General features: G+C 44.6%; 19 protein-coding genes and 2 tRNA genes (1 of these 21 cut by a window edge). 5 read left to right on the top strand and 16 right to left on the bottom strand.

Annotated features, from left to right (window positions below; genetic code table 11):
- Positions 1-153: 153 nt before the first annotated feature.
- Positions 154-852: a Crp/Fnr family transcriptional regulator gene (locus tag ACED29_RS11325; RefSeq protein ID WP_124016347.1), complete on the top strand. Its 699-nt coding sequence runs from the start codon at positions 154-156 to the stop codon at positions 850-852.
- A gap of 386 nt (positions 853-1238) precedes the next feature.
- On the opposite strand, the gene ACED29_RS11320 is transcribed toward ACED29_RS11325, so the two are convergent.
- A complete protein-coding gene (locus ACED29_RS11320; protein ID WP_371697705.1) occupies positions 1239-2621 on the bottom strand; it encodes an NAD-dependent succinate-semialdehyde dehydrogenase in 1383 nt (460 codons plus the stop codon).
- A gap of 82 nt (positions 2622-2703) precedes the next feature.
- Complete coding sequence (locus ACED29_RS11315) at positions 2704-3792, bottom strand: alkene reductase (protein WP_371697704.1); 1089 nt, start codon at positions 3790-3792, stop codon at positions 2704-2706.
- 607 nt (positions 3793-4399) lie between these two features.
- On the opposite strand from ACED29_RS11315, the gene ACED29_RS11310 reads away from it, so the two are divergent.
- The gene (locus tag ACED29_RS11310) at positions 4400-4711 is read left to right on the top strand and encodes a hypothetical protein (RefSeq protein WP_259396238.1); all 312 of its coding nucleotides are present in this window, start codon (positions 4400-4402) and stop codon (positions 4709-4711) included.
- Between the two features lie 117 nt (positions 4712-4828).
- On the opposite strand, the gene ACED29_RS11305 is transcribed toward ACED29_RS11310, so the two are convergent.
- The 9 genes from ACED29_RS11305 to ACED29_RS11265 form a co-directional block, all read right to left on the bottom strand.
- The gene (locus tag ACED29_RS11305; RefSeq protein ID WP_273059669.1) at positions 4829-6319 is read right to left on the bottom strand and encodes an FMN-binding glutamate synthase family protein; all 1491 of its coding nucleotides are present in this window, start codon (positions 6317-6319) and stop codon (positions 4829-4831) included.
- Between the two features lie 9 nt (positions 6320-6328).
- A complete protein-coding gene (locus ACED29_RS11300) occupies positions 6329-8065 on the bottom strand; it encodes a thiamine pyrophosphate-dependent enzyme (protein WP_371697703.1) in 1737 nt (578 codons plus the stop codon).
- 107 nt (positions 8066-8172) lie between these two features.
- Positions 8173-9522: an APC family permease gene (locus ACED29_RS11295; protein ID WP_371697702.1), complete on the bottom strand. Its 1350-nt coding sequence runs from the start codon at positions 9520-9522 to the stop codon at positions 8173-8175.
- Between the two features lie 37 nt (positions 9523-9559).
- On the bottom strand, positions 9560-11050 hold the full coding sequence (locus tag ACED29_RS11290) for an FAD-dependent oxidoreductase (protein WP_371697701.1): 1491 nt from the start codon (positions 11048-11050) through the stop codon (positions 9560-9562).
- Entirely contained in the window at positions 10954-11271 is a 318-nt protein-coding gene (locus tag ACED29_RS11285) for an NAD(P)-binding protein (protein ID WP_371697700.1), read from the bottom strand. Before ACED29_RS11285 ends, ACED29_RS11290 begins: the two co-directional genes overlap by 97 nt.
- Before the next feature lie 167 nt (positions 11272-11438).
- Positions 11439-12098 (bottom strand): DsbA family protein, encoded by a 660-nt coding sequence (locus tag ACED29_RS11280; RefSeq protein WP_182742587.1) that lies wholly within the window; start codon positions 12096-12098, stop codon positions 11439-11441.
- Positions 12099-12895: 797 nt separating this feature from the next.
- Positions 12896-14602, bottom strand: a complete 1707-nt coding sequence (locus ACED29_RS11275) for an amidase (RefSeq protein ID WP_371697715.1) — start codon at positions 14600-14602, stop codon at positions 12896-12898.
- Between the two features lie 78 nt (positions 14603-14680).
- Positions 14681-15793, bottom strand: coding sequence for an agmatine deiminase (gene aguA / locus ACED29_RS11270; RefSeq protein ID WP_371697699.1), 1113 nt, complete (start codon positions 15791-15793; stop codon positions 14681-14683).
- An 831-nt stretch (positions 15794-16624) separates the two neighbouring features.
- Positions 16625-16714: transfer RNA gene (locus ACED29_RS11265), tRNA-Ser, on the bottom strand.
- A gap of 273 nt (positions 16715-16987) precedes the next feature.
- Here ACED29_RS11265 and ACED29_RS11260 point away from each other — a divergent pair.
- Positions 16988-18727, top strand: coding sequence for an AAA family ATPase (locus tag ACED29_RS11260; RefSeq protein ID WP_182723329.1), 1740 nt, complete (start codon positions 16988-16990; stop codon positions 18725-18727).
- A gap of 75 nt (positions 18728-18802) precedes the next feature.
- Entirely contained in the window at positions 18803-19318 is a 516-nt protein-coding gene (gene fabA / locus ACED29_RS11255) for a bifunctional 3-hydroxydecanoyl-ACP dehydratase/trans-2-decenoyl-ACP isomerase (protein ID WP_124016336.1), read from the top strand.
- 91 nt (positions 19319-19409) lie between these two features.
- Here fabA and rmf read toward each other — a convergent pair whose 3' ends face one another.
- From rmf to rlmKL, 5 genes are all read right to left on the bottom strand, one after another.
- On the bottom strand, positions 19410-19586 hold the full coding sequence (gene rmf, locus ACED29_RS11250; protein ID WP_124016335.1) for a ribosome modulation factor: 177 nt from the start codon (positions 19584-19586) through the stop codon (positions 19410-19412).
- Positions 19587-19816: 230 nt separating this feature from the next.
- Complete coding sequence (locus tag ACED29_RS11245) at positions 19817-21706, bottom strand: DUF3466 family protein (RefSeq protein WP_182754623.1); 1890 nt, start codon at positions 21704-21706, stop codon at positions 19817-19819.
- Between the two features lie 25 nt (positions 21707-21731).
- Complete coding sequence (locus ACED29_RS11240; RefSeq protein WP_371697698.1) at positions 21732-23648, bottom strand: ABC transporter ATP-binding protein; 1917 nt, start codon at positions 23646-23648, stop codon at positions 21732-21734.
- A 1-nt stretch (position 23649) separates the two neighbouring features.
- Positions 23650-23886, bottom strand: coding sequence for a glutaredoxin family protein (locus ACED29_RS11235; protein ID WP_182697069.1), 237 nt, complete (start codon positions 23884-23886; stop codon positions 23650-23652).
- Positions 23873-26011, bottom strand: a complete 2139-nt coding sequence (gene rlmKL, locus ACED29_RS11230; protein WP_371697697.1) for a bifunctional 23S rRNA (guanine(2069)-N(7))-methyltransferase RlmK/23S rRNA (guanine(2445)-N(2))-methyltransferase RlmL — start codon at positions 26009-26011, stop codon at positions 23873-23875. Before rlmKL ends, ACED29_RS11235 begins: the two co-directional genes overlap by 14 nt.
- Before the next feature lie 296 nt (positions 26012-26307).
- On the opposite strand from rlmKL, the gene ACED29_RS11225 reads away from it, so the two are divergent.
- Positions 26308-26360, top strand: a tRNA-Met gene (locus tag ACED29_RS11225) (it continues 145 nt past the right edge of the window).

Raw genomic sequence — 26360 nt, 5'->3', positions numbered from 1 at the left:
CTGAGCAATGCACTTTACCCTACTCGATTCAACAAACTCTGTTATATTGATAATGAGATTACTTAAGCATTATGCAATCTTGAATAAAAGCAATAACATAGGGAAGTTCATAGCTAGTGGTGAATGATTCACTTTAATATAAAAAGGTTATCAATGATTGACCCAAATGAGAACGCATTACTTAAAGCATTACCTGAAGAGACAAAAAAGCGCTTATTTCCGCAGTTAAAGATAATAAAACTGCCCTTAGGTAAAGTTATTTATGAAGCTGGTCAAAACCTTGAAAATGTCTATTTCCCCATCGACAGTATTGTCTCTTTACTGAACGTTCTCGAAGACGGGGCATCGGCAGAAATATCTGTTGTCGGCAATGAAGGTTTAGTGGGCATTGCGGTGTTTATGGGGGGAGAAAGCACCATAAATCGCGCCATAGTACAAAGCGCAGGTCGAGCCTATAAATTGTCCGCATCAGTATTGTTCGATGAATTTAACGACAATCAAAACCTTCGCGAATTGTTATTACGTTACACTCAAGCACTGATGGCCCAAATGGCACAGACGGCAATATGTAATAGACACCATTCTATCGATCAGCAACTTTGTCGTTGGCTGCTGCTATCACTTGATAGACTGGCTAGCAACAATCTCACTATGACCCAAGAGTTGATCGCCAACATGTTAGGCGTCAGACGAGAAGGCGTAACTGAAGCCGCCGGTAAACTGCAAAAACTTGGGGTCATCAACTATAAGCGCGGCCAAATTACCGTGACCAACAGACAAAAACTCGAAACCCTGTGCTGCGAATGTTATGCCGTGGTAAAAACTGAAACCGATAGACTAGAAACTTATTAACTAAAATATCTATGCTAAGTTTCACTCATTGGCGTCTTGACAGATAAGCGACTATCTTGTGATTTAACATAAATCACCCTAGCCTTATAGAATATCGTCATGCCGTTTCGATATCCGCCCAAGCAAGGTTAATCGGCTTCACAACTAGACGCTTAAGATGAAATGATTTCATTTCATTCAAACCCAGTGTTGTGAAGCCATGATATTTTGAAACCATAGCATTATGAAACCATAGCCACCTACCCCATTGATTTACTTGAGTCCTCAATAGCGATGTCGCTATTTTAGGTGACTATGCGCGTTCACCATGTTATGCCGTTACCATATAGGGTATTGCTTGTGAAATATTAATATTTTCATTTTGCTAGCCCCTAAATGTGCAACCGTTACACCGGTGCTGCCATCGAAATGGTGCGAACCAACTTCTTATTAACGAACTGCTGAATGCCCATTTCGCCGAGTTCGCGGCCATAACCTGAATCTTTGACGCCGCCGAACGGCAGTGCGGCATCGATCCAATCAATATTGTTGATGAACATCATGCCGGTATCAATCTGACTGGCGACGCGTTTGCCACGAGCTGCATCTTCGGTAAACACCGACCCACCAAGTCCGAAGTCTGAGTCGTTGGCAAGCGCGATGGCCGCAGCCTCGTCCTTGACCCGAAAAATTAACGCGACTGGGCCGAAGAACTCAGTGCGATAAGCAGGATTGCCTGGCGCAATGTTGGTCAGTATCGTGGTCTGCATGAACGCTCCCGGGCAGTCGATACGCTTGCCACCCATTAACACCTTAGCCCCATGGGCTACAGCATCATCGACCTGCTTCAAAATATTAACCAGAGCGGCTTCTTGCGACATCGGCCCCTTGGTGGTTTTTTCGTCCATCGGATCGCCAAGTTGCTGAAGTTCAAGCGCGGTTTGAAACTTGTCGATGAATTTATCAGCAATCGAGTCGAGCACAATAAAGCGTTTCGCAGCACAGCAGGTTTGTCCCTGGTTGTACATACGTCCCCACACGGCCCAAGGAATAGTGTTGTCGAGATCTGCGTCATCAAGCACGATAAAGGCATCACTGCCACCGAGCTCCATTGACGAGGGTTTGAGGTTCTGCCCTGCTCGGGCGGCAACGCTTCTGCCAGCGGCAAAACCACCCGTCAGTGCCACGCCCTTGACGCGCGGGTCGTCGATAACCTGGTTAGACTGTTGGTGCGAAACCAGCAGGTTGGTGTACAGGCCTTCTGGGGCGCCCGCATCAATCAGCAACTGCTCAAAGGCAATTGCACACTGGGGCACATTGCTGGCATGTTTCACCACCAAAACATTGCCCGCCATCAGTTGCGGGCCTGCGACACGAGCAAGTTGATAAAAGGGAAAGTTCCACGGCTCGACGCAGAAGATCACGCCTATCGGGCTGCTTTCCATATGTGCTTCGCCATGTTCTGGGTCAAGTTTCTCTGGAGCTAAAAACGCTTCCGCGTGCTCTGCATAATAGCTAAGGATTTTGCCACTGAAATTCACTTCGCCACGGGCTTCATCAATTCGCTTCCCCATCTCCAGTGTTGCCAGTTTGGCATAGTCATCAGTATGCGCATGCAGAAGTTCAGCAGCCTTGGTCATAATAGCGGCGCGTTGCTTATAGCTGGTGTTTTTCCATGTTTGGTAACAGGCGTGCGCAGCGGCAAGCTTAATCTCAAGCTGTTCATCACTGATTTCATCAAAGGTCTTCAAGATTGTTCCGTTATTAGGATTAATGCTTTTGTAGGTCATAGTAAAATCCTGTTTTAATTTGGTCTTATGGGCGCCGCAAGTTTCTACTGAATTTGTGCGGCCTCGGCGATGACTTTTGGCGTTAACGTTCTTGTGACGTCGCCAGAGTGGGATAGTTGGTGTAGCCCTTGGCGCCAGGTACGTAAAAAGTCGCTTCGTCTGGAGTGTTGAGCTCGGCACCTTGGCGCATCCGTGCGACGAGATCAGGGTTAGCCAAAAACGGGCGGCCAAAGGCGACCAGATCGCCATGTTTATCGCGTAACGCCTGTTCAGCACTTTGATGATCGAACCCTCCTGAGAGGATAAACAAGCCATCGAAACCAGCGCGCAGCTTGAGCTTGAAGTCGGCAGGTACAGTTGGCGCCCCCATAGATGAATGATCAACCAAGTGGATATAGAGAAGTCCCTGCGAGGAAAGCGCCTTGGTCAATGCCAGGTACTGCGTCTCTATGTCGGGGAATGCACCGGTGCCATTGAACACACCATAAGGCGAGAGCCGGATGCCGACCCGGTCGCTACCGATGGCAGCCACTGTCGCAGCCACAATTTCCAGCGCGAGTCGGTTGCGGCCTTCAATGCTCTCGCCATAACCGTCATTGCGTAGGTTGATTAGCGGATTCAAAAACTGCTCAATCAGGTAGCCGTTGGCGCCGTGTATTTCGACACCATCGAAACCAGCTTCCAGCGCGAGTTTTGCCGACGTCACATACTCTTTTACCACATGAGCGATGTCGGCCTCGGTCATTTTGCGGGGCGTACTGTGGGGCTGCATGCCTAGGGTGTCGGTATACATCTCGCCGGGACATGCCGCGGCATCTGGCCCGAGTATTTCGGCACCTGCCGGCAAGTTGTCGACATGCGCAACTCGACCGCAGTGCATCAACTGTAAGAAGATTTTACCGCCTTGGGCGTGTACCGCTGAAGTACTTGCCTGCCATGCATTCATCTGAGCGCTATCGAAGAGGCCGGGGATGCGTGGGTAACCCAGTCCGTTGGGGCTGGGCGAAGTGCCCTCGGTAATAATCAGTCCCGCCGTTGCACGTTGGCCGTAGTAAGTTGCCATCAGCGCGTTCGGCATGTGCTCAGGCGTAGCCCGACTGCGTGTCAACGGCGCCATTACCATGCGATTGGCTAGCTGTAGCGAGCGGTTAGAAAACGTTTCGAAAAGCATAAGCTAGATATCCTGTTATGTATGATGAGGATGAAACCTGCCGAGCCCGAGGAAAAGATCATTGCGGCAAGTCCTGATAATTACAGCTTGCGCGCTGGCATTTGGCTGGTCTGTTCGATAGAACACATACCCACAAATGGCGTCTGCAAATCTAATAGGGTCATTGGTTGGCAGAAAGTTCGCTAGCGAACAGATGAAATGTCATCAATAGCATATTGTATATGTGATGCTTACTCGTCAGACATGAGAGCCAAGATGATTTAACAAGGAGTCTCGTGAATGCTGCGCCTTCTGTGTTTGGATCTGGCTTAGCCTGCTTGTTCGCGCACCTACCACTGAGCAGAGGAATACTATGATATCCAGACCAATGATACCGACAACACTTTGGGGATCAGTATCCCGACACATTACTGAACTGACCCTACTTGCAATACTAACCCTATGTGGGCCGTCTGCTATCGCAGGCGATGGACCATGGCCGTCATTTACAGCGACGGCGCTTAGCGGCGAAAAAGTTGACAGTAACAAACTGATAGGTCAACCGACACTGCTGATACTTACGCCGTCTCGCAATGCCGCAATATCCACTCGGGAGTGGGTTAACACATTGCGCTCAGAGATAGATCATAGTAAATATCGGGTTCGCGACGTACTGGCTGTCAATTTACCCTTCTTTATGTCGGAAGAAGATGTCATTGGCCGCGCCAAAGAACAAGTGCCGCAGCGCTATCACGATCAAACCTGGATTCTCAACTCACAGATCATGGAAAGCGCCTTGGGTGTGCCCTCCGATAGCGAAGAGGCGGTCATTGTTGTTTTGGATAAGAACGGTAATCTGATATCGCAGGTTCACGGTAAAGTCACGGCGGCGCGGATGAGTGAGGTCACCAATGCTTTGCAGAGCCTCGCGAGTGACTAATAGTCTCCGTCACTGACAATTGTTGTACGTAATATCCCTGCCAATAGTATATTGGCAGGCAAGGACCCGGCTTCTGTTATAACGATACGGCGATTGAAACGGCATGATCCATAAAAATCAGCGGGCTTTTACCACTTCAGCATAGGAAAGCCAGTGCTTATCCACCTTCCTGTAAATTAAATTTTGATTCATTTCTTCAAGTGAATGGCAACCCGAAGCGGCCATTAGTTGCAAAAAATCGTCCAACATATGTTGGTGATAATTCCTGACCCTTTGCCATTTTTCTGCAACCACCAAGCCTCGCACTAATTTGGGGTTATTTGTGGTGACGCCTGTAGGACACTCATTGGTGTTGCATTTCAAGGACTGAACACAACCCAAAGCCAGCATCATGCCCCGAGCGGAGTTACACACATCAGCCCCGATACAAAGGGCTTTAAACAAATCAAAAGCGGTAAATATCTTAGTCGCCGTAATCACTTTTATGTCTTGTTTGAGCTTGTAGGTATTGAGCGTATCCACGACAAAAAGCAGTGCATCTTCCCAAGGCATACCAACATAGTTTGAGAAATCGATAGGTGCCGCGCCCGTTCCCCCTTCTGCGCCATCCACAGTGATGAAATCGGGTTTGATGCCTGTTTCGAGCATTTTTTCACATATTTCAATAAACTCTTGTTTACTGCCTATAGCAAGTTTGAAGCCGACAGGTTTTCCGTTGGATAACACTCTTAATTGCTCAACAAACTGCAATAACCCTGCTGCATTGCTAAAAGCGGAATGGCCGGGAGGTGAAAGCACATCGGTATGGGGTTTAACGCCTCTTATGTCAGCAATTTCCTGATTATTTTTGGCTGCGGGAAGTACTCCTCCATGGCCGGGTTTGGCACCTTGTGAGAGTTTAATTTCAATCATCTTCACCTGCGCCCAATTGGCTTTTTGTTTAAATTTTTCCGCATCAAAACAGCCATTTTCGGTGCGGCAACCAAAATACCCTGTACCGATTTCCCACACTAAATCGCCACCTTGTAAATGATATTCGGATATACCGCCCTCGCCGGTATCGTGAAAAAAATCACCGGCTTTAGCGCCCAAATTTAAGGCTTGAATGGCATTTTTGCTCAAAGCACCAAAACTCATGGCTGAGATATTAAATAGACTAGCACTGTAAGGTTGTTGGCAATCTTTGCCACCAATCACAACCCGTGGCGGTGTGTCCATTTTCTTAGCGGGATAGATGCTGTGCTGCATCCATTTATAATTATCATCATATACATTGAGCTCAGTGCCAAAGGGGGATGTTTGATTTTGCTCTTTGGCTCGCTCATAGATGTACCTGCGATGATTCTTATTAATCGGTTTACCATCAGTATCCGACTCCACAAAATATTGATGCAGCTCTGGACCTATCATTTCTAATAGGTAACGAATATGACCAATAACAGGAAAGTTTCTCAGTATCGAGTGTTTTGTTTGAAATAAATCATACAATCCAAGCAGCACGAGCAAGGCTACAAGAACAATAAGACCCGCTAAAGGCCAGAGTATAATGCCGATAATGACGACAAAAATAACCAGGACGATTGTGGTGAACCTAATAGCTTGCTTCATAATGTTTTATCATAATTCCCGTAAGTATTTTAAATCGTTCTTAGTGGTATCGACTATTTCGGCAAATTTTCCATTGACCATTAATTTTGTCATCGATGCCGCAAAGCCTTTTACTTGCTCAAAGTTTAAGGTAGGTGGCATTGCCAAAGCATTGGGATCGGTAAAAATATTGATTATCGCAGGTCCCTTATGCTTGAATCCGTTTGCCAGTGCAAGCTCCACATCTTTGGACTCCGTCGCCTCCCATGCAGCAATGTTCATCGCCTCTGCCAATTTTATAAAATCAGGATTAACCATATCCGTCTGCCACTCCATATAACCTTCTACCCGCATTTCAAGCTTCACCATAGCTAACGAACGGTTATTAAAGATGATGATTTTGACAGGAATTTGATATTGGCTAATGGTCATTAAATCGCCGAGCAGCATTGAAATACCGCCATCACCACAAAATGCAATCACTTGTCTGTCTGGTTGTGATAAACCTGCCCCCATCGCCATAGGCATGGCATTCGCCATCGAGCCATGATTAAAGGAACCGGTCAGGTAGCGATTGGCTCCCGCCTTTAAATAACGCGCGGCCCACACGGCGCTCATGCCCGTATCAACGGTAAATATCGCATCGTCATCGGCAAGTTTATCCACCAAATGAGCGACATATTCTGGATGAATGTTTTTTTCCGATCCCTTTTCTTCCACATAGCTCTCATAGATAGCTTCAATTTTTTGATGCAGTGAACGGGTTTTGTCGAGAAAATCCGTGGACGTTTTGACATCAATTAACGGCATAAGATCTTCAAGGGTTGATTTAATATCACCACAATAGCCCAAGTCCACTTTAGCTCTGCGGCCTAATTTTTCGGGTTTAGTATCGATTTGAATAATTTTGCATTTTTCGGGAAGGAACTCACTATATGGAAAATCCGTGCCCAGCATCAACAGGACATCGGCTTGATGCATGGCTTCAAAACCGGATTTATTGCCTAACAGCCCATTTAATCCAACGGCATAAGGATTTTCTTTACGTTCAAAAAATATTTTGCCTCGAAAGCTATATCCCAATGGGGCATTAAGCCTTTTGGCCAATGCCATCACTTCTTCAACGGCATAGCGACAGCCATGGCCGCAAAAAAGCATCACTTTGTCATGTTCATTAATGACGTTTGCCAGTTCTAGAAGCTGTTCATTGCTTGGGGTTATTCTGGGTTGGGTATAGAAGTTTTTATTCGCCGTATGCACAGATTCCAGACTTGCTGAAGCTACATCGCCGGGAAGCCCGAGCACAGCGACCCCTTTCTTGCTGATGGCATGCTGAATCGCGGTTTGCAAACCATTGACAGCTTGTTTAGGGGTATTGGCGAGAAATACATATTTTGAACAATCTTGAAATAACGCTTCGGGTCTTGTCTCTTGAAAGTTGTCCAGGCCCATTTTTTCAGTATGAATAGTTGAAGCAATCGCAATAACCGGATTTTCAGCTCTATTGGCATCATAGAGTCCATTGACTAAATGAACATGCCCAGGACCACTGCTGCCCATGCAACAACCGATACCATTTAGCTCAGCTTCCATAGATGCCGCATAGGCGCCAGCTTCCTCGTGCCTAACATGGATCCATTGCAGTCTACCATCCCTTCGCACAGCATCGTTGACCGGATTAAGACTATCGCCAGTCACGGCATAAACTCGCTTAACACCGGCTTCTACCAGCATTTCGACTAAATGATCTGATACGTTTTTTGACATAATTAGCTCCAACGTTTACATAAAAAATATTCGGTATAATGACCAAGCTAACCTGCAGCAGTGAAGCACAGAGAAATGCCTATCTGTTGCTGCGGCGTACTATTTACTTATCCGTGTTTGTGGTCTTTTGATTCGATAGGGTGATGCCTTAAAAACAGCACCTCGACAAGCAGAATAGCCAGCATTACCACACCAGCGACACCGACCACCAATGGATCACTGTTTATCTTGACCCAGACAAAACCACCCAGAACAATCAGATCAAGGATAATGGCGGTGATCAAAATACTGAGTTTTGCACCTATGTCATGGCGCAAATGTCGCAAAATCCCCCAATGTACCGCGATATCCATAGTCAGATAAAAGATGATGCCCATAGCCGCAATCCGCGTCAGGTCAAAAAATATGGTCAACAGCAAACCTAAAATGACGGTATAAACCAGGGTGTGCTTTTGGATGCTACCGGGCATGCCAAAATGGCTATGGGGAACGAGTTTCATATCGGTCAGCATCGCCAACATCCGCGAAACCGCAAATATGCTGGCGATAACACCGCCTGCTGTTGCCAACATGGCCAGAACAACCGTAAACCAGACGGCATATTCGCCCAGTGCAGGCCTTGCAGCGGCGGCTAACGAGTAATTTCTTGTTTCGATGATTTGCTGAAGTGACAGGTTACTGGCGACGGAATAGCCCACCAGCGTATAAATCACCACACACAAAGCAATAGCGATCATAATGGCTCGGCCTACATTTCGGTGAGGATCGATAAGCTCTGAGCCACTATTGGTAATGGTGGTAAAGCCCTTAAAGGCCAAAATACCCAGCGCGGTTGCACCAATAAAACCAGCGATTGTTGCACCAGAAGTTGAAGCGTCTGGACTGACTGTTGAGAAATCGACTTCTACCGAGCCAGCCACCATTACGCCAACGATACCGAACAAAACGATACCGCCAATCTTAATAAAGCCGAGCACCGACGCGACACCTTCGATCATCTTGTTGGCGGACAAATTGATCAGAAATGCCACCAGCAATAATCCGGCACCCAATGTCGGCACCAACAAGCTAGTATCATCGATACCAAACAGCTGCAATGTATAAGTACCAAAGGTACGCGCCAGAAAACTCTGAGCTATCACCATTGAAAAATACATCAGTAGGGAATGAAAAGCGGTTGTCACCGTGCTGCCGTAGGCTTTTTTCAGGTACATGGCTATGCCACCGGCGGAAGGATAGGCATTGGACATTTTGACGTAAGAATATGCACTAAATATGACAACCACCGCAGCCGAAAGAAATGCCAGCGGGAAAAGGCTTCCGGTCATCTGGGCCATCTGGCCCGTCAAGGCAAATATACCAGCGCCAATCATAACGCCAGTGCCAAGCGCAACGGCACCGACCAATGTCAGGCTATCTTTTTGATAATGCGACTTTGTATCCTCATGATCATGCATAAGTCCTCCGCTATTTGTGTTTTATATAAGCTACTCTTTATCCGGCAAGCCCAAAGGCGATTAGACTTATTGATAACATAACCATGACGATTAAACCAACATCCAACACGTTTGGAAGTTTGCAGTAATAAAGCACATCGTCTATTTTCCCAAGGACGTTCAACACCAGAAAGTTCGACTGTGGAATGACCTTAAGTTGCGGCTCAAAAACCTTTACCGCCAGCTTGCCACTCTCAACCGCGGCCTCAATGCTCCACACATCTGCGGTCGTTTGGGTGTGAGCTCCGGCAAGAACAAGGTTGGATATTGTCGTCTTTTGCTGTGGCATATATTGCTGGGTATTGGTCGAATTAACCCATTTGGGTTGCGCCGATGTTATTCCTTCAGGAGAAAACGTCCATTCATGCCAAACTGTGATTTTTACAATGGAAAAATCTTGCCAGCTTTTGCCGCCGTTAGCCTTTTTCACCAGTTCATCTAGGGCATGACTCTGTTTTAATTGAAATAACACTTCATCAAGAAATTGTTCCTCAGTGCATTGTTCCAAACAAAGACCATGAACCGGGCCTGGGACTTTTGAAACGCAAGCGGTGACAGTCCACAGAGATTGAATATCGTCCCCCAGAGAACTCGACTCTCCCCACGCTTGTTCCTGAGAAAAAAGCGTCAGGTTAAAGGCGGAGTCTGAAATAACCAGCGCGCATCTTTGTCGCAGCCAAGACATTTTTTCTTTGAAGCCAATTCTAAAAGATACTTGGGTGTGAGGCCCCTGTTGTACCAAGGATTTAAAAAGATTAAGTTGCGGTTTATTTTCAAGCACAGGGGTTCTTGCCAAGATATCTGCCGCAGAAAAAGGATTCAGTGCCAGGACATAGATATCGGCTTGAACGGTTTCGCCATTGGCGAGCTCTGCCGCTGTGATGCTGTTATTCTCAAAACTCAAACGATAAAGTGGGGTCTGCCAATGAAACTCGACCTGCTTTTGCTTCAGATCATCGACCCATTTATCAAACCAAACCTCACTGCTGGGCCCGTTCAGAAGCAGCCAACCGTCGCGCGCCGTGTGATCCCACGGGCCGCCTTCACTGTCTCCTGAATGATGATACGAATACTTGGTGACTAATTGTTTACGAAAAAAATGCGCCACATGATGGAAAGAAACATGACACCAGTCGGAACCCACCCAAGGGCCAAAAGTGGAACTCCAGGTGCTCAGCGTCGAAGGGGCTAAATAGGGGCGCCAAGCTTCTTTAGCATTAATGTTGCTGTACTTTTGGCTGCTCCTATTATTTGAACACCATGCTTTTCCCATCAGCCAACACCAAAGCCATTTTTCTTTGGTCGTCATACTAAACAGGTTTTCCAAATCGACATTTTTGGAATTAGAATCACCAAAATGCGCCGTGCCTGAATTGGGCGCCAAGCCGAATACTACCGGTCTTGAAAGGATGTTGTCATAAAGACTGGAGTGTTCATCAAAGGGGATTTCCTTGATGAGTTCGAAAAAATTGTTATACCAAGGGCCCATTCCATGCCAGGAGTATTCAGAAGGCATATCTTGATCTTCTTTTCTTCTGGCACTTCTAAAAAATCACCGGCATCAGGATTGGCTTCGAACACTTTGACTTTATAGCCAAGTTTTACAAATTCATGCGCTGCCGTTAGTCCGGCAATACCGCCACCAAAAACAGCAACCGTTTTCGCTTGTGTGGCTGATTCTGTGGACGTAGACATAGATTCGGCTACCATTTATCACCTCTTAACATTATCGTCGCTCTTGTCTAACGTGCTTGTAGGGGAGATTTTAGAGTTCATGTTTCTCTTTATGTATCGAATGGTCCAAAATCCCTTAATCGCTAAGCAGGCATTTGGTCGATGTCACTATCGATAGCATCAATGAGCGAATCGCGCTCATTTCAGCACCAGCTTGCCTCATCTGTTGGATGCTTTAAAAGCTCTTCAACATTGGCAAGAATGACGCGAAAACCTACGTCGCCGTACAATATTTGTCGCCCACCATCAAGCACAAAAGACGGGCTACCGTTAATGTTTTGTTGCTTTGATTTTTGATAGTCACCCATTAAAGACGCCATAGCAGAACCATCACGAATACTGGTATCGATGGCGTTTAGGTCAAGTCCATTGGCGTTAGCTAAATCATAGAGCACGTCAAGATTGCCAATGTCCAAGCCATCGATAAAAAATGCACTTCGAAACGTTAGCGCCATATCGATACTTTTCTTTTTATCATAAGTATTCTCTATCGCTTTAAGCATCAAATGCGCATTGGCTGAAGTCGTGGGTCTAACTTGCGTCCATACTTTCGGGTTTACATGAGCGTATTCAAAGGCAGATACAGACTGTTGTATGTGCTCGGCAAAGCCAATAAAACCGCCTTTTGATTGCCATTGGGTGTTTATTTTTGTCGGTACATCACCAAAAACATCAACGTAGTAACATTGAAGTTCGATGCTGTTTGCCAATTTTTTATTAAGTTCATCGACACGTTTTTGAGCAATCCAAGCCCAAACACAAAGAATGTCAGTGTAATAATCTATGACTAAGGTTTTATTCATTTGGCATGTCACTCCTGCATCTGAGGCGGTTTAATGACACTATGGGATAAGGTCAGAACTTCAAATGATGCCATCAGTCGATCACACTGTCTGTGCGACTGCATACATACACTTATCTACAGACATCTCAGCACCATTACCTGTCAACAAGCATGCAAATGAATGGCACGATTTCGTAATCTCTTGAGCCTTAGTCAATAGCAGGCCTAGTGCAGAAAAGAATTTCTGTTCTAGGTACAGTGCTGACAATTAGATTTGATTGTGATCAGTAACTTCGGTGTGAGTTTGCCCTTAACAGTGATCGACCATTTTATTGAAAGTGATTCGACTGAATCGGTAGATCACAACATTTTGGCAAATCGATAACCCAAACGACACCCTTTCGCGCTCAAAAAAGTGATGGGGCAAGCGCTTTTAGCTGAACGATCAGCGAAAGGCTTAGTTAAGATTGACCTTGGGCTTGGCGCACCGTTGAGCGTTGGCGGCCAATATGTCGCCGTCAAGTCTCTGTGGAAACTATGAGGATTACCGCGTAACAAATAGGTGACCATTTTACATGCCACTCATTTGCTCAAATCTAGATCACAGTATTGATTTCGCCATTAATAATCGACGCTATGATGGGCAGTAAAAGGCCGTCTTAAGTGCTGTTTTGAGGACGTTTGCTCTTTGGCTATGCTCAACGACATCTTTGCATCATGTGTATGTTAACGATGCATTTACGTTGGCGTTAAAAAAACGGGATTGGCGTGTAGACGCCAATCCCGTTCTGTATTACAAGTGCTTTGGCTTAGTGCTTATTGACTAAGCTCTGGCGTGCGCGCAGGTATCATGCGCTTGCTACCAGTTGCCTCAAATGCACCAGCAAACCTCAGCAGATTATTGTCGTCATAAGCACGGCCCGCGAACGTCAAACCGACTGGCATGCCAATATCGGCCATAACCCCCATAGGCACTGTCACCGTTGGTACACCTAAGTGACGAATCGCCAGATTGCCGTTAGCGACCCAAATACCATTACTCCAGGCAATATCAGCGGAAGCTGGATTAACATGCGCATCCGCCGGCCCCACGTCTGCCATGGTTGGGAACAGCACGGCATCAAGTTTTAACTCATCCATCCAATCTTCGAGATCCAGCTTGCGCGTTTTCTCTAAGCCACGCAGACCATCCGGTATGCTGTCGATTTGGTTATACGACTTGAGACCTCGTTTGGCCATGTTGACATACTCATCCATACCAGCGGCAAGATCGCCCTCACGATTGGGCAAGGTGCCAAGGTCGTGCGGGAAAATCAAATGGCCGTTGACGTCAGCCAGTTTGTTGAGTTTAGGATCATTATTGGCACGCAAGAATTCATCAAATGCCCAGCCCGATAGTGCCCACAGCTCATCATCGAGAAATTCAGGCGTAACGATGCCGCGATTAAACACAGTCGGCGCGCCTGGGCGGTCACCTTCGCAATTTGACACCAGCGGGAAGTCAACTTCAATCACTTCGGCTCCGGCAGCTTCCAGCGCTGTGCGTGCAGCTTGCCAAAGGTCGATCACTGATGCACGAGTATTGATACGCTGACCGGTCGGGCCGCCGATACCAGGGGTTTCGCTGGTGCCAGCTAATTCATCCTTATTGATATACATGCGCGGCACCCCGAAACGCTTACCTTTGAGCGTGTCGGCTTGAGCGGCAAGCGCCACATAAGATGCTGGACGGATTGTTGATGCTTTGGGAATTTCGACCCAAGGTTGCAGACGCCATAGATCGCCACGGGTGATCGGGTCGTCAGCAACGATAACATCCAGCACTTCGAGCATGTCTGCCATAGTGCGAGTGTAAGGCACCACTACATCCATGGTCGGTGTCAACGGCCAGTTGCCGCGCACAGAAATCACGCCCCTAGATGGGGTATAGGCACACAGACCGTTATTTGATGCCGGCCCACGCCCGCTCGACCATGTCTCTTCAGCTAGGCCAAAAGCAGAATAGCTTGCTGCCGTACCAGTACCCGCGCCGTTAGAAGACCCCGAGGCAAAAGGTGCGGTGAGGTAGTTAGCGTTGTATGGACTTTCGGCGCGACCGTAGTGACCGCGTTGCATACCACCATTGGCCATAGGTGGCATGTTGGTTTTACCTAAACAGATAGCACCCGCGGCGCGCAAGCGCTCAACGGCAAAGGCATCGTATTGGGCAACTAAGTCCTTAAACGCTGGGCTTCCAGAAGCTGCCGTCAGCCCCTTAACCAAGTAGCTGTCCTTGGCGGTATAGGGAATACCGTCAAGTGGGCTAAGTGTTTCACCATTAGCTCGGCGTGCATCAGAAGCCTCTGCTTCCTTGATCGCATAAGGGTTGCGGACGACTAATGCATTCAGCTTAGTCTGTGTCGCTGGGCCGTCGTAAGCATCAATTCGTGCAAGATAAGACTGCACCAGTTCAACCGCAGTGGTGCGACCGGATTCGAGGGCGGCACGTAGCTCGGCAATAGAAACTTCAGTTACTTCAAACATGCGACACGCTCCTAATGAAAGCCAATTGTGTTGCAACAACAGTGACATACATGGTCATTGTGTTCTCCTTGGGTTCACTTATTTTCCAGAGGGGATCTGTTGGGTAATACAATGGATATTGCCACCACCTAATAAGATCTCGCGAGCAGGCACACCGACAACCTCATACTCAGGGAAAATCTCCTGCAATTTTTGGGCTGCGATATCGTCGGTAGCAGGATCGAGTAGCGGGAAAACGATACGCTGATTGGTAATTAAAAAGTTCGCATATGAACCCGCTAAACGCTCACCCGCAGTGCGAGGCACACCAGTTCCTTCCATTACGCCTTGAGATTCCTCTTCGGTACAATACAAAGGACCCGGTTGTGGCAATAGATGGATTTTTAACTTACGCCCCTTTGCATCCACAGTACTTTGCAAAATATCCAACGCGGCTTTTGAACGAGGATACTGGGGATCGGTTTGATCGTCAGTCCAGTGTAAAACCACTTCACCAGGGCGAACAAAACAGCACATATTGTCAATATGTCCGTCGGTCTCATCCATGTACACGCCTTCTGGCAACCAGATAAACTGCTGCACATTTAAATAATCGCCCAGTAATGCTTCTATCTGTTCACGACTCAGATCTGGGTTGCGGTTGCTGTTGAGCAAACATTCGGCTGTCGTTATGCAGGTGCCTTCACCATCGACATGAATTGAACCACCTTCGAGGATCAGCGGAGCGACATAACGTTCAAAATCATGCTGTGTTAGCATCTTTTGTGCAACTTGCTCGTCCTTATCCCATGGAGAGTACAAGCCACCATTGTGACCACCCCAGGCATTAAAGCTCCAATCAACACCACGGCGTTCGCCCTTGGCATTCATTACTACAGTAGGCCCAGTATCGCGAGCCCAACAATCGTTGCTCTCTATTTCGACCAAAGTGACATGGGAAGGCATCACTGTCTTAGCTTGAACTAAAAATTCTTTAGGAACCCCCATATAAACGGGTGTAACTGCACCAATGGCATCGGCCACTTTGGCAAACGTCGCCTGAGCATAAGCCCCAGCAGAGCGCCAGTTATCTGGACGATACGGCCAAATCATCCACACCGCTTGTTGCACTGCCCATTCAGCGGGCATGTAAAAACCATCTTGTGATGGCTTAGTCGTTAACTGCGTGGCATCCACTGTCACGTTTGTCATGAGTTTTGTCTCCAGTAATGCTGAAAATCTATAAGGGTGTGCGTCCTAACATAGGACGACAGAATAAAAATACACCTAACGCTAATCAAATCAATAAATCGAATTACCGCATTCATCAGGCGATAGTTAGGCCAAAATTGCCACGTCTTCACTCGGTGAGTTTCAGCTTGGTTGAAATATTACTGTGTATCTTATCATTTAAGACTGCTTGCGTTGGATAGTTGTATGCAGGGCATAGATAATAATTTGTAAGGTAAGAAGGTTGCAAGCTTAATGCTCACTTGATGAGTGCAATCACGCAGTGGGATACATAATTTACGCCTTAAGGCACATTTCTGGGCAATTTTTAGTGACATAGTTATTAAGGCTTTTTAGGTGTTGCTAATATCCAACGGACTACCTTTATGAAGTGTCTACTATTCTAGAAGCTTATCAGGTTCAAAGTCTTATCTTTCGCCAAACAAAAAGCCTTATCATTTCTGATGAGGCTCTCTCGTTGAATGTGAGGGCGGGATAGTGATCTTTTATAAAGAGGAACCCGTGGGTTTAAATCTCTATCTTTCGCCCAAACAAAAAGGCCTTATCTTTCGGTAAGGCCTTTTCATTGAATGTGGCTGAGGGATAGCGATCTTTTATAAATAGGAACCCTAGGTTCAATTTCCTATCTATCGCCTAAACGAAAAAAGGCTCATCATTTCTGATGAGCCTTTCGTCTTTAATGTGGCGGAGGGATAGCGATCTTTTATAAATAGGAACCCTAGGTTCAATTTCCTATCTATCACCTAAACGAAAAAAGGCTCATCATTTCTGATGAGCCTTTCGTCTTTAATATGGCGGAGGGATAGGGATTTGAACCCTAGAACGGGATAAACCGTTGCCGGTTTTCAAGACCGGTGCATTCGACCACTCTGCCATCCCTCCGAACGGGCTGAATAATATAAGTAACGCGTTTGCTTGTAAACCATAAATGTAAAAAAAACATCTGAATGCATAGCAATTAATCAGCATGAACATATTTTTATCATTATTAAAGCATTTTTGAATCAGACTGGCCTTAGTAAAGTCGCTTTTGGCGGCTGACAGGCGTAATAACCATGAGATAAGCGCTAACAATTGAATCTGCTAAGGCTTTTACGACGCTTTATGCTAATATCATTTTATTATTTTTCGTTGCCGCAGCTAGATTACTACTATATGAATTCAACGCTATTGCCTAGTGCCAAACTCGCTCCTCAGTATCATTTACCTGACCCATCGACTTCAGCATGTTTTCCAAGTCATATCTTACTTGGTCAAGAACGAGTAGTTGATACCTTCAAACTAATGAGCAAAATTAATTCGCAACATCTATTTCTTGCTGATTTTTTGGGTGTAGATAGACCACTATTTATTAATGCGTTAGTAACCCAAGCTAATACACCGTCAAACCAATATCTTGTTGCTACAAAAAAGACGCACGAAGAAGATGAGATCCAGTTTAAGTGGCAGCAAACTCTGCCACCAGAGCATGTCGGTATTATTGCTAGGCAAGAATCCTTGTCTTGTTATTTACAGGGGACGATTCGCCGTGCAGACCTGCTCGGAAAAATGCTTAAAACCGATAAATCCAGTGTTTATAAACCTGGAGCATTGGCGAAAAATCATTTTGTGTTTATTTGCTTAGCATCATTGTGGCAACGTGAGAGTTTGTGGGATTTGTTGATGCAGATTCTCCACGACGGCTTTTATCGGATTAATAACGAACTCGCTCCTATTCCGCTTAATTGTAAGATCGTGCTTGTTGGAAGCGGTTTATCCTATAGCCAGCTTCGTGTTGAAGATAGGCACTTTAGTCGGCATTTTCCGCTGCTTGCTGAAATGAGCAATGAAGTAGATTTAACCCAACATCCCGAGTCTTCATATGTGCAGTGGCTAAATGTACTTGCCCAGAGTGAATCGGTTGAGTTAGAAACGTCAAGTTTACTGCCGTTGTTTTGGTACAGCTCTCGTTTGGTCGAGCATCAGCAACGTTTAAGCTTAAGTATGTTGGAGTTTAGGCACCTGTTAGGTCAAGCAAAAGCCTATTGCGGTCAATCAGCGTTAAATGCGGCGGCGATAGCCAAAGCTCTCGAAAAATTAACCTTCCGCCACAATAGTTCTGAAGTGTATTCAGCCCAAAGTTTTGATGACAACTTCATAAATCTGCCAACTAAAGGTGCTATGGTAGGTCAAATTAATGCGCTTACTGTTATTGATACTGGAGACTATACCTATGGTGAGCCTGCACGTATTACCTCATCAGTGCATTATGGTGATGGTGAAGTCGCGGATATTGAACGTAAATCAGAATTGGGTGGCAATATACATGCAAAAGGCATGATGATCCTATCGTCTTGCTTGTATCGTATTTTCGGTCGAGATGCACCTCTTCACCTCAATGCTAATATCGTATTCGAGCAGTCTTATCAAGAAATTGATGGTGATAGTGCTTCACTCGCTGAATATTGCTGCTTAATGTCTGCAATAGCAGAGCAACCGATTATCCAAAGTTTAGCGGTGACTGGTGCATTAGATCAGTTTGGCAATGTCCAAGCCATTGGTGGTGTGAATGAAAAAATTGAAGGCTTCTTTAATTTATGTCAACGCCGCGGGTTAACAGGCGATCAAGGTGTTATTATGCCTAAGGCCAATGTCTTGCAGTTGAATCTTGAACCGGATGTGATTGAAGCTATTGATAAAGGATTATTCCATATCCATGCAATTGAGCATATGGATCAAGCAGTTGAATTGCTAATGCAAATGCCCGCTGGCGTTGCTAATGAAGATAATGACTTTGCGCCAGAGACGCTTTACGGATTAGTACAACAGCGTTTAGATAAGTTAGCAGGGCAAGATGATGATGACGTTGAGTTGAACTTTTTTGCTAAATTGTTAGCTAGATTACGAATTATTTAGTGATCGGAGTTGTTTAGCGTACACGTGTTCGCTATCTTGTTAAGATTATCAGTCAACTAAGTGGTATCGATTTCAATGGAAAAAGCTAATAGTTTCACTAAAGAGCAACTTGTCGCATGTGGTCATGGCAATCTTTTAGGCCCAAATAGACCCCGTTTACCTGTAGACAATATGTTGATGATTGATCGTATCATTACCATTAATGAAGATGGCGGTGAATATGGTAAAGGTGAAATTATTGCCGAACTTGATATCACTCCAGATCTTTGGTTTTTTGATTGTCACTTTAAAGGCGATCCAGTAATGCCTGGTTGTTTAGGTTTAGATGCTATGTGGCAACTGGTGGGGTTTTTCCTGGGTTGGGAAGGCGCTGAAGGCAAAGGTCGTGCATTAGGTGTAGGTGAAGTGAAGTTCACCGGCCAAGTATTGCCTGAAGCTAAAAAAGTCACTTATAAACTTAACATTAAACGTAAAATTCATCGCAAGTTAGTGATGGGTATTGCTGATGCAACTATGGAAGTTGATGGCCGTCAAATCTACTCAGCTACTGATCTAAAAGTGGGTATTTTTAGCGATACGTCGACGTTCTAATCGTACGGATTTAGTTTTACGTAACTGTTATATTTCACTAATGCCCTCCGATACTTATCGCGAGGGCATTTTGTTGCGTGTGACTTAAGTATTACTTGTTAAATAGTCCATTAAGCCGACCATCAATACCTTCGCGCCACCCGCCTAACCAATGAGACCGTGAATCCAGATTTGAATGGGGACAAATCTCCTTAGAGCGCCCTCCAACTCCGGCTTGAAATCCTTTTGAAAATGCTCTGTCTAAACGATCTCTTTTCTGTCTTTTCATACATGAGTCCTCTTCATTGACGGGCTTCTATTTGACGTGGTGAAGTTGAAGCCTTAGCTATAGGAATAGAACGTTTTTTAATCGAAATCAATTAAAAAAAACATCATTTGACTGATTTTTTATTAAGGTGTTGAGAATTAAGTTAAAAAAAATCGAGGAATTTATCCTCGATTTTTTGTGCTATTAAACTGCCTCTAATTTGAGAAGCTATTTGCTAACTAACAGTAAAACTATTTTTTTACTCGGCGGCGGAACCATAATAATGGCAAGGCAAACAACCAAGCAAAACTGGCGGCGCCTTGACGCACATAAGGCTCTTCTTCAACACTATCAGAAGTAGTACATGCTTCACCTGAAGTTTGCTTCAAAATAACCATACGCGGTAAATAGGCTGTCACTGGAGCACCGTTACCATCTAATTTGAACAGAGGTAAACCATTGTCGCCAACAACCACATTACCAGTGATGGGATCTGTTTGATATTGTGGTTTACGAATAAATGCTGTGCCGACAATCGTCCCGTCTTCACTAATACCGTTCGCCTCAACGATTTTAATATCTGAACTATAGGTTAACGTCTCACCTGTGCCGTCTTGAATACTCACCTGATGACGAACCCATTCCCCGTCAGTATTTTGCTCATAGCCTTTAGAGCCACATACAAGACGATCGTTTAAGTTAACAAATTCACTGGTGTTATTATCAAATAAGAAACCCACTTTTGGACGGGGCTTTTCTTTGTCGTAAGTTGATTCAACATAACCAACGACTTGGCCTTTATTATTGATATCTTTAGGTTTGCTACTTAAATCCGACAATGTAGTTTGGAAGTCATTTGGCGTAACAATGCCTTGTTCAGGATTATTGGTATCTAAGGTGAAGAATTTATTACGTAAATAACCGCCAATATACTTTTGATAACTACCGACTAAAATACCATCATCATTTATATCATAAGCAATTGAGTTAGTGACTTCATCGTCCATTTTAACCCAATTATATTGATACTCTCCATTAGCATCCTTTTTCCAATAAGCGGCATCAAAATATAGCTTATCAGTATCACCGCCGCGATAAACGTGTGAACGTCCAGCAACATCACCAATACTATTAATGCCTAATGCTTGCGAGGTATAAATGAGCGTTGAATCTGCTGATGGCGTTAAGCCTAACGGTAATTCAGTACGACCTGGTACACCACTATCGTCTAAATTGTTTAAATCCCACACTAATGCGCGTGTTTGATAAAGAATATAACGACGGTTGTTAGTATCTGGATACTGAGAATCCTGAACACAAATTTCCAAAGGCGTAGGATTATCAGTCTCGGTATCTTGCGCACTGGTAATACAAGTATCAATACGATCTTTACTTGATGAAACTAATGCTGTGCTGCCATAACCAACAACGAGGTTATTATCATTTACACCAGCAGCAACAGATGAACCGCCTAGCTCTACGGTAGCGGCACTAATATCACCACTTTGAGCACGCTCATAAGTGGTATAAGGCGGCGATAATGAGAATTCAACATCGTCTTTTACAGCAACAGCGCGAAGCTCAAAGTCACGATAATACCAAAGTTTTTGGGTGGTACTGGTTCCAACATAAGGTAGGGTTTTTTCGACACCAGTATATGCGCCTACTTTGGTGCCATTACTGTTTAAACCATAAAAGAAAGTATCAATTGAATTAATAATTAACTCGCCATCACTGCCTACATCTGTAGGATTAGTGGTGCCAGCTAAGCTATAAAATGTCGGTGTCCAAGCGCCTTCAGCTGCGTTTGCACTGGTTGTTATGGTAAAGTTGTTTGCTTCAATAGGCTTTAGCACTGAATAGGTTATTTCTTCAGCACCAGATATACCGTCTTCAACATCAATAATGCCGCCGGCAATGTCTTCAGTGCTAAGTTTCTTTTTACCTTTTGAAATACCTACCACTTCATCTTGATTGTTCACGGCCATGGCATAGCCATTACGTGTACCGTCAATGGTGCCCTTCAAGTCGAAATTTTCGATATTAACAATTTCATATATGGGTGCAGCTTGTGCTGAACCAATTACACTTAATACACCTATCGCAACGAGGGACAAGGCTTTATCAAACTTTAACTTCATGTAACTATTCCTGTTTTATTATATTTTACTTCAGTGACTCAAGCTCTTCCCATCGCTCGAAGCAAACTTCTAAATTTTGTTCTTTTTCTGCTAACAACTGCAGTGCTTTATTAATCGAGTCTTGTGGTTGATTGTAAAAATCAGCACTACCGACAGTTTGCTGCAATTGGGCAATCTCTTGCTCGAGCTGTTCCATTTGGCTCGGAAGCGTATCTAATTCTTTTTGCAATTTATAAGACAGTTTTTTAGTGACTTTCTCAGGTGTGCTTACAGGCTTAGTTTCAACCACTGCGGAAGTTTGGACAACAGTATCTGCAACAGGTTCCTCAGAATAAAATTTTGCGCCTTGAGCAACGGCATCTTGGTAACCACCAACATACTCAGCCCATTGTCCATTACCGGCAAACCACCAACTGCTGGTAACCGTATTGTCGATAAATGCTCTATCGTGGCTCACAATAAGTAATGTTCCAGCAAAATCGGCAAGTAGTGACTCTAGCAACTCTAGTGTCTCAATATCAAGATCGTTTGTTGGTTCATCAAGAATAATAAGATTGGCTGGACGCAGTAACAATCTTGCTAATAGCAAACGGTTTTTCTCGCCACCAGAAAGGGCTTTTACTGGCGTACGTGCACGCATTGGCGAGAATAAGAAATCTTGCAGATAACTAAGAATATGGCGATCTTGGCCATTAATGGTAACGGTACTTTTACCCTCGCCCACGTTTTCTTCGACTGTTTTCTCAGGATCAAGCGCTTCGCGATACTGGTCAAAATAGGCGATATCTAGCTTGGTACCGACTTTAATTTCGCCAGATTGAGGTTGTAGCTTCTCGATCAACAACTTGATTAAGGTTGATTTACCACAGCCATTTGGACCAATTAATGCTATACGGTCACCACGTATGACAGTAGTACTGAAATCTTTAACTAAATTTTTATCCGGCAAATTATAGTTAACATTTTTAATATCAAATACTAACTTACCAGAGCGTTCGGTATCCGATACCGACATTTTGGCATTACCTTGGCGATTCAAACGTTCGCTGCGTTCGGTACGTAACGCTTTTAGCGCTCGAACACGACCTTCATTTCGAGTACGACGCGCTTTAACACCTTGACGGATCCAGGTTTCTTCGTCGGCAAGTTTTTTATCAAAGTGAGCATTTTTTTCTGCTTCTACGCGTAACCATTCTTGCTTACCATCCAAATAAGCTTGGTAGTTACCTGGAAATGAGACCACCACACCACGATCTAAATCGACGATACGGGTTGCCATTCTTTGAATAAAACCACGGTCATGGCTTACAAATACGATGGCACCTTTGAAACTTAATAAAAATTGCTCTAACCATTCAATGGTATCGATGTCTAAATGGTTGGTGGGTTCGTCAAGTAACAGTAAATCAGGGTTAACCACAAGTGCGCGAGCTAATGCCACTTTACGCTGCCAACCACCAGACAATTCATTTAATGGCTTATCAGGGTCTAGACCTAATAACTGACAGTTTTGAATAATCCGCGAATCTAATTGCCAACCGTTATTATGATCTAATACTTCTTGCAGACGCTGCATTTGGTTGAGCATACGTTCCATCTGCTCAGGATTAGCATCTGCAACATCGTGTGATAGTTGATGATACTTCTCTAACGCTTCGCCAATTTCTTTAAGACCTGCTGCAATATAAGCGTAAACGGTTCCAGTTTCAGCTTTAGGAGGATCTTGTTGTAAACGACTCACATTGACGTCATTGGCAATATTAAACTCGCCATCATCAAGCAGTACATCACCTGATAACACTTTCATTAAACTTGATTTGCCGGCACCGTTGCGACCAACGATACACACACGCTCACCTGGTTCAATGGTAAAGTCTGCATTAAGCAGCAAAGGAATGTAACCGTAGGCTAACGAGCCATTATTAATACGTACCAGACTCAATCTAAACTCCTAAAAAATCTTGTAATTGTGCGGCATCGAAAGGCCAGAATAACTCACGTTCACCCTGTACAAATACAGGGATGCTCATGCCATAACGCTCTGCAAGTATGGCGTTATCACATATATCGATGTGCTGATAATCTATTGCGGTTTGCTCAACCAATGCTTGGGCGATATCACACAGATGGCAACCCTCTGTGTGATATAACACATAAGCGACTGAACTATTTTTTTGCATGAGTCAGTAGCCACACATTATGGATATGCGGATTACGCTTATAATCCAGCGGTAAACATAAATGGTCAATATTCGTCACGTCGATACCTGCTTGGTTCAACGCTTCGATATCCATTTTAAATTTACGTTTGTTATTGGAGAAAATAAGCTCGCCATTTGGAGACAGTAGCTTAATCAACCCGCCTAACATCTCTGCATGGTCGCGTTGCACATCCCAACTGTCTTCCATGCGTTTTGAGTTAGAGAACGTAGGAGGATCAATAAAGATAAGATCAAACTTCTGGTGGCTGTTTTCTTTAATCCACTGTAAACAGTCTGCTTGAATAAAGTCATATTGTTTACCAGACAATCCGTTTAAGGCAAAGTTTTCTTTAGCCCAACTGATGTAGGTATTAGACATATCAATAGTAGTGACAGATTTTGCCCCGCCAATTGCAGCATGTACAGACGCAGAACCAGTATAAGCAAATAAATTAAGGACATTTTTACCCTTAGATTTATCACCCACTAATTTACGCGTAACACGGTGATCAAGGAACAAACCAGTATCTAAATAACCGGTTAAGTTAAGCTTGAATTTAGCACCGTATTCTTCAGTGATAACTTCTACTTTGCGCTCATCGATCTTCTGATACTGATTAGCGCCTTTCTGACGTTCACGAGTTTTTAACGTAATACGATCAGGATGGATCCCTAAAGCACTAGGCAATGCTAATAGCACATCACTAATACGGCGCTTGGTAACCGCTTCAGGAATTGTTGCTGGAGCAGAATACTCTTGGATAACCACATAATCGACATATCGATCAATCGCAACATTATATTCTGGTAAATCAGCATCATATAAACGGTAGCTATCAATACGTTCTTTTTTAGCCCATTTTTCAAACTGTTTAACATTCTTTTTAATACGATTAGCAAATGCTGGAGCTATGTCGATAATATCAACACCTTCAGGCAATTCAGGTACGTCGCGACGGGTACTGTTTGCGTGTAAAGTATAAATGTTAAAAGCACATTCTAATGCACCGTTAAACATTTTCATTTGCTTGTCGGCTTTAAGCTTAAGCGATGAAATGAGTTCAACATCACTGCACAGCATGGCAATTTTCCAGCCACCAAACTCTTTTTTAAACTTATCACCAAGTTGATAATAAAGTTGTAAAAGCTCAGTGACATTACCTAAACGCTCACCGTAAGGAGGGTTAGAGATCAAAAAGCCTTCGCTTACAGGAGGTGTGACATCGAGTGCATCAGACACGCTAAATTCAATTAATTCAGCAACACCAGCATTTTCAGCATTGCGTTTAGCGATAGAGATCAGGTGTGGTTCAATGTCTGAACCGTAGAATTTGAGTTTGCAACGGGTTTTCCCCAAAGTTGCACGCGCTTGAGCTTCGTCAAAAATAACCTGCCACATCGCTTTATTGTGGCTCTGCCAATTTTCGAAACCAAATTTCTCGCGTTTGAGTCCTGGAGCAATATCAGCAGCCATTAATGCCGCTTCTATTAGTACCGTGCCGCTACCACAAAATGGGTCAAGCACTGTAATTGGATTCGCTTGCCAGCCACTGCGTACTAACATATTGGCCGCGAGGTTTTCCTTTAATGGTGCTTCACCTGTAGTTGAACGGTATCCACGTTGATGCAATGACGCGCCAGAGAAGTTCATTGAAATAGTCAGCTGACCATTTCGATAATGGGCATCAATTTTAAAATCGGGATTAACACGTTCTACATCTGGACGAGGAGTCCCATCGTCACGAAAACGGTCAACAACCGCATCTTTAATTTTCAACGCGCCAAATTGAGTGTTGTTAATGAAACCACCCGTGCCGTGAAAATCAATACTGAATGTTTTCTTATGGGAAAAATGCGATGGCCAATCAATACAGTATGCCGCGTTATAAAGTTGCTCGGCAGAATCACAGCCTCCTTTATAGATCACTAATACGATACGGCTCGCTAAACGAGTCCATAGTGTGATTCGATAAGCCAGCTCTAATGGAGCAGTAAAATACACCCCAGCAACACTTTCTTTAACGTCGGTTGCGCCAAACTCTTTAAGTTCAGAAGCAAGGCTATATTCGAACCCCTTTGGGGCAGCAGCAAAAAAATTAAACATGTATTTAGTCAGTCATCGGTTACGCAAAATTCAGTGCAGCATTATACCTGTTCAAACACATAACCCCAACGACTTATCGAAATGGGCAGTTAAATTCCCTTATTTTAGGCTTAATAACCTTATATCGTTCGATAAAGCAGTAACTCGCTTATTTTACCAGCAAACAAATAGCTACAACCTAGATTTTACTTGCAAATAGAAACGGGGATCGCTATAGTTCGCCCCGCTTTGAAGCAGACAGTTAAGCACGCTAACCAGCGAGTTTAGTAAGCTAAATCAAAGTAGCGTCAATCGGACGCGGGATGGAGCAGTTGGTAGCTCGTCGGGCTCATAACCCGAAGGTCGTAGG

This window comes from Shewanella sp. 5S214 (genome assembly GCF_041439795.1).
Lineage (GTDB): Bacteria > Pseudomonadota > Gammaproteobacteria > Enterobacterales > Shewanellaceae > Shewanella > Shewanella vesiculosa.
The sequence above is the reverse complement of the archived record's forward strand: the minus strand, read 5'-3'. Positions and strand labels throughout refer to the sequence as shown.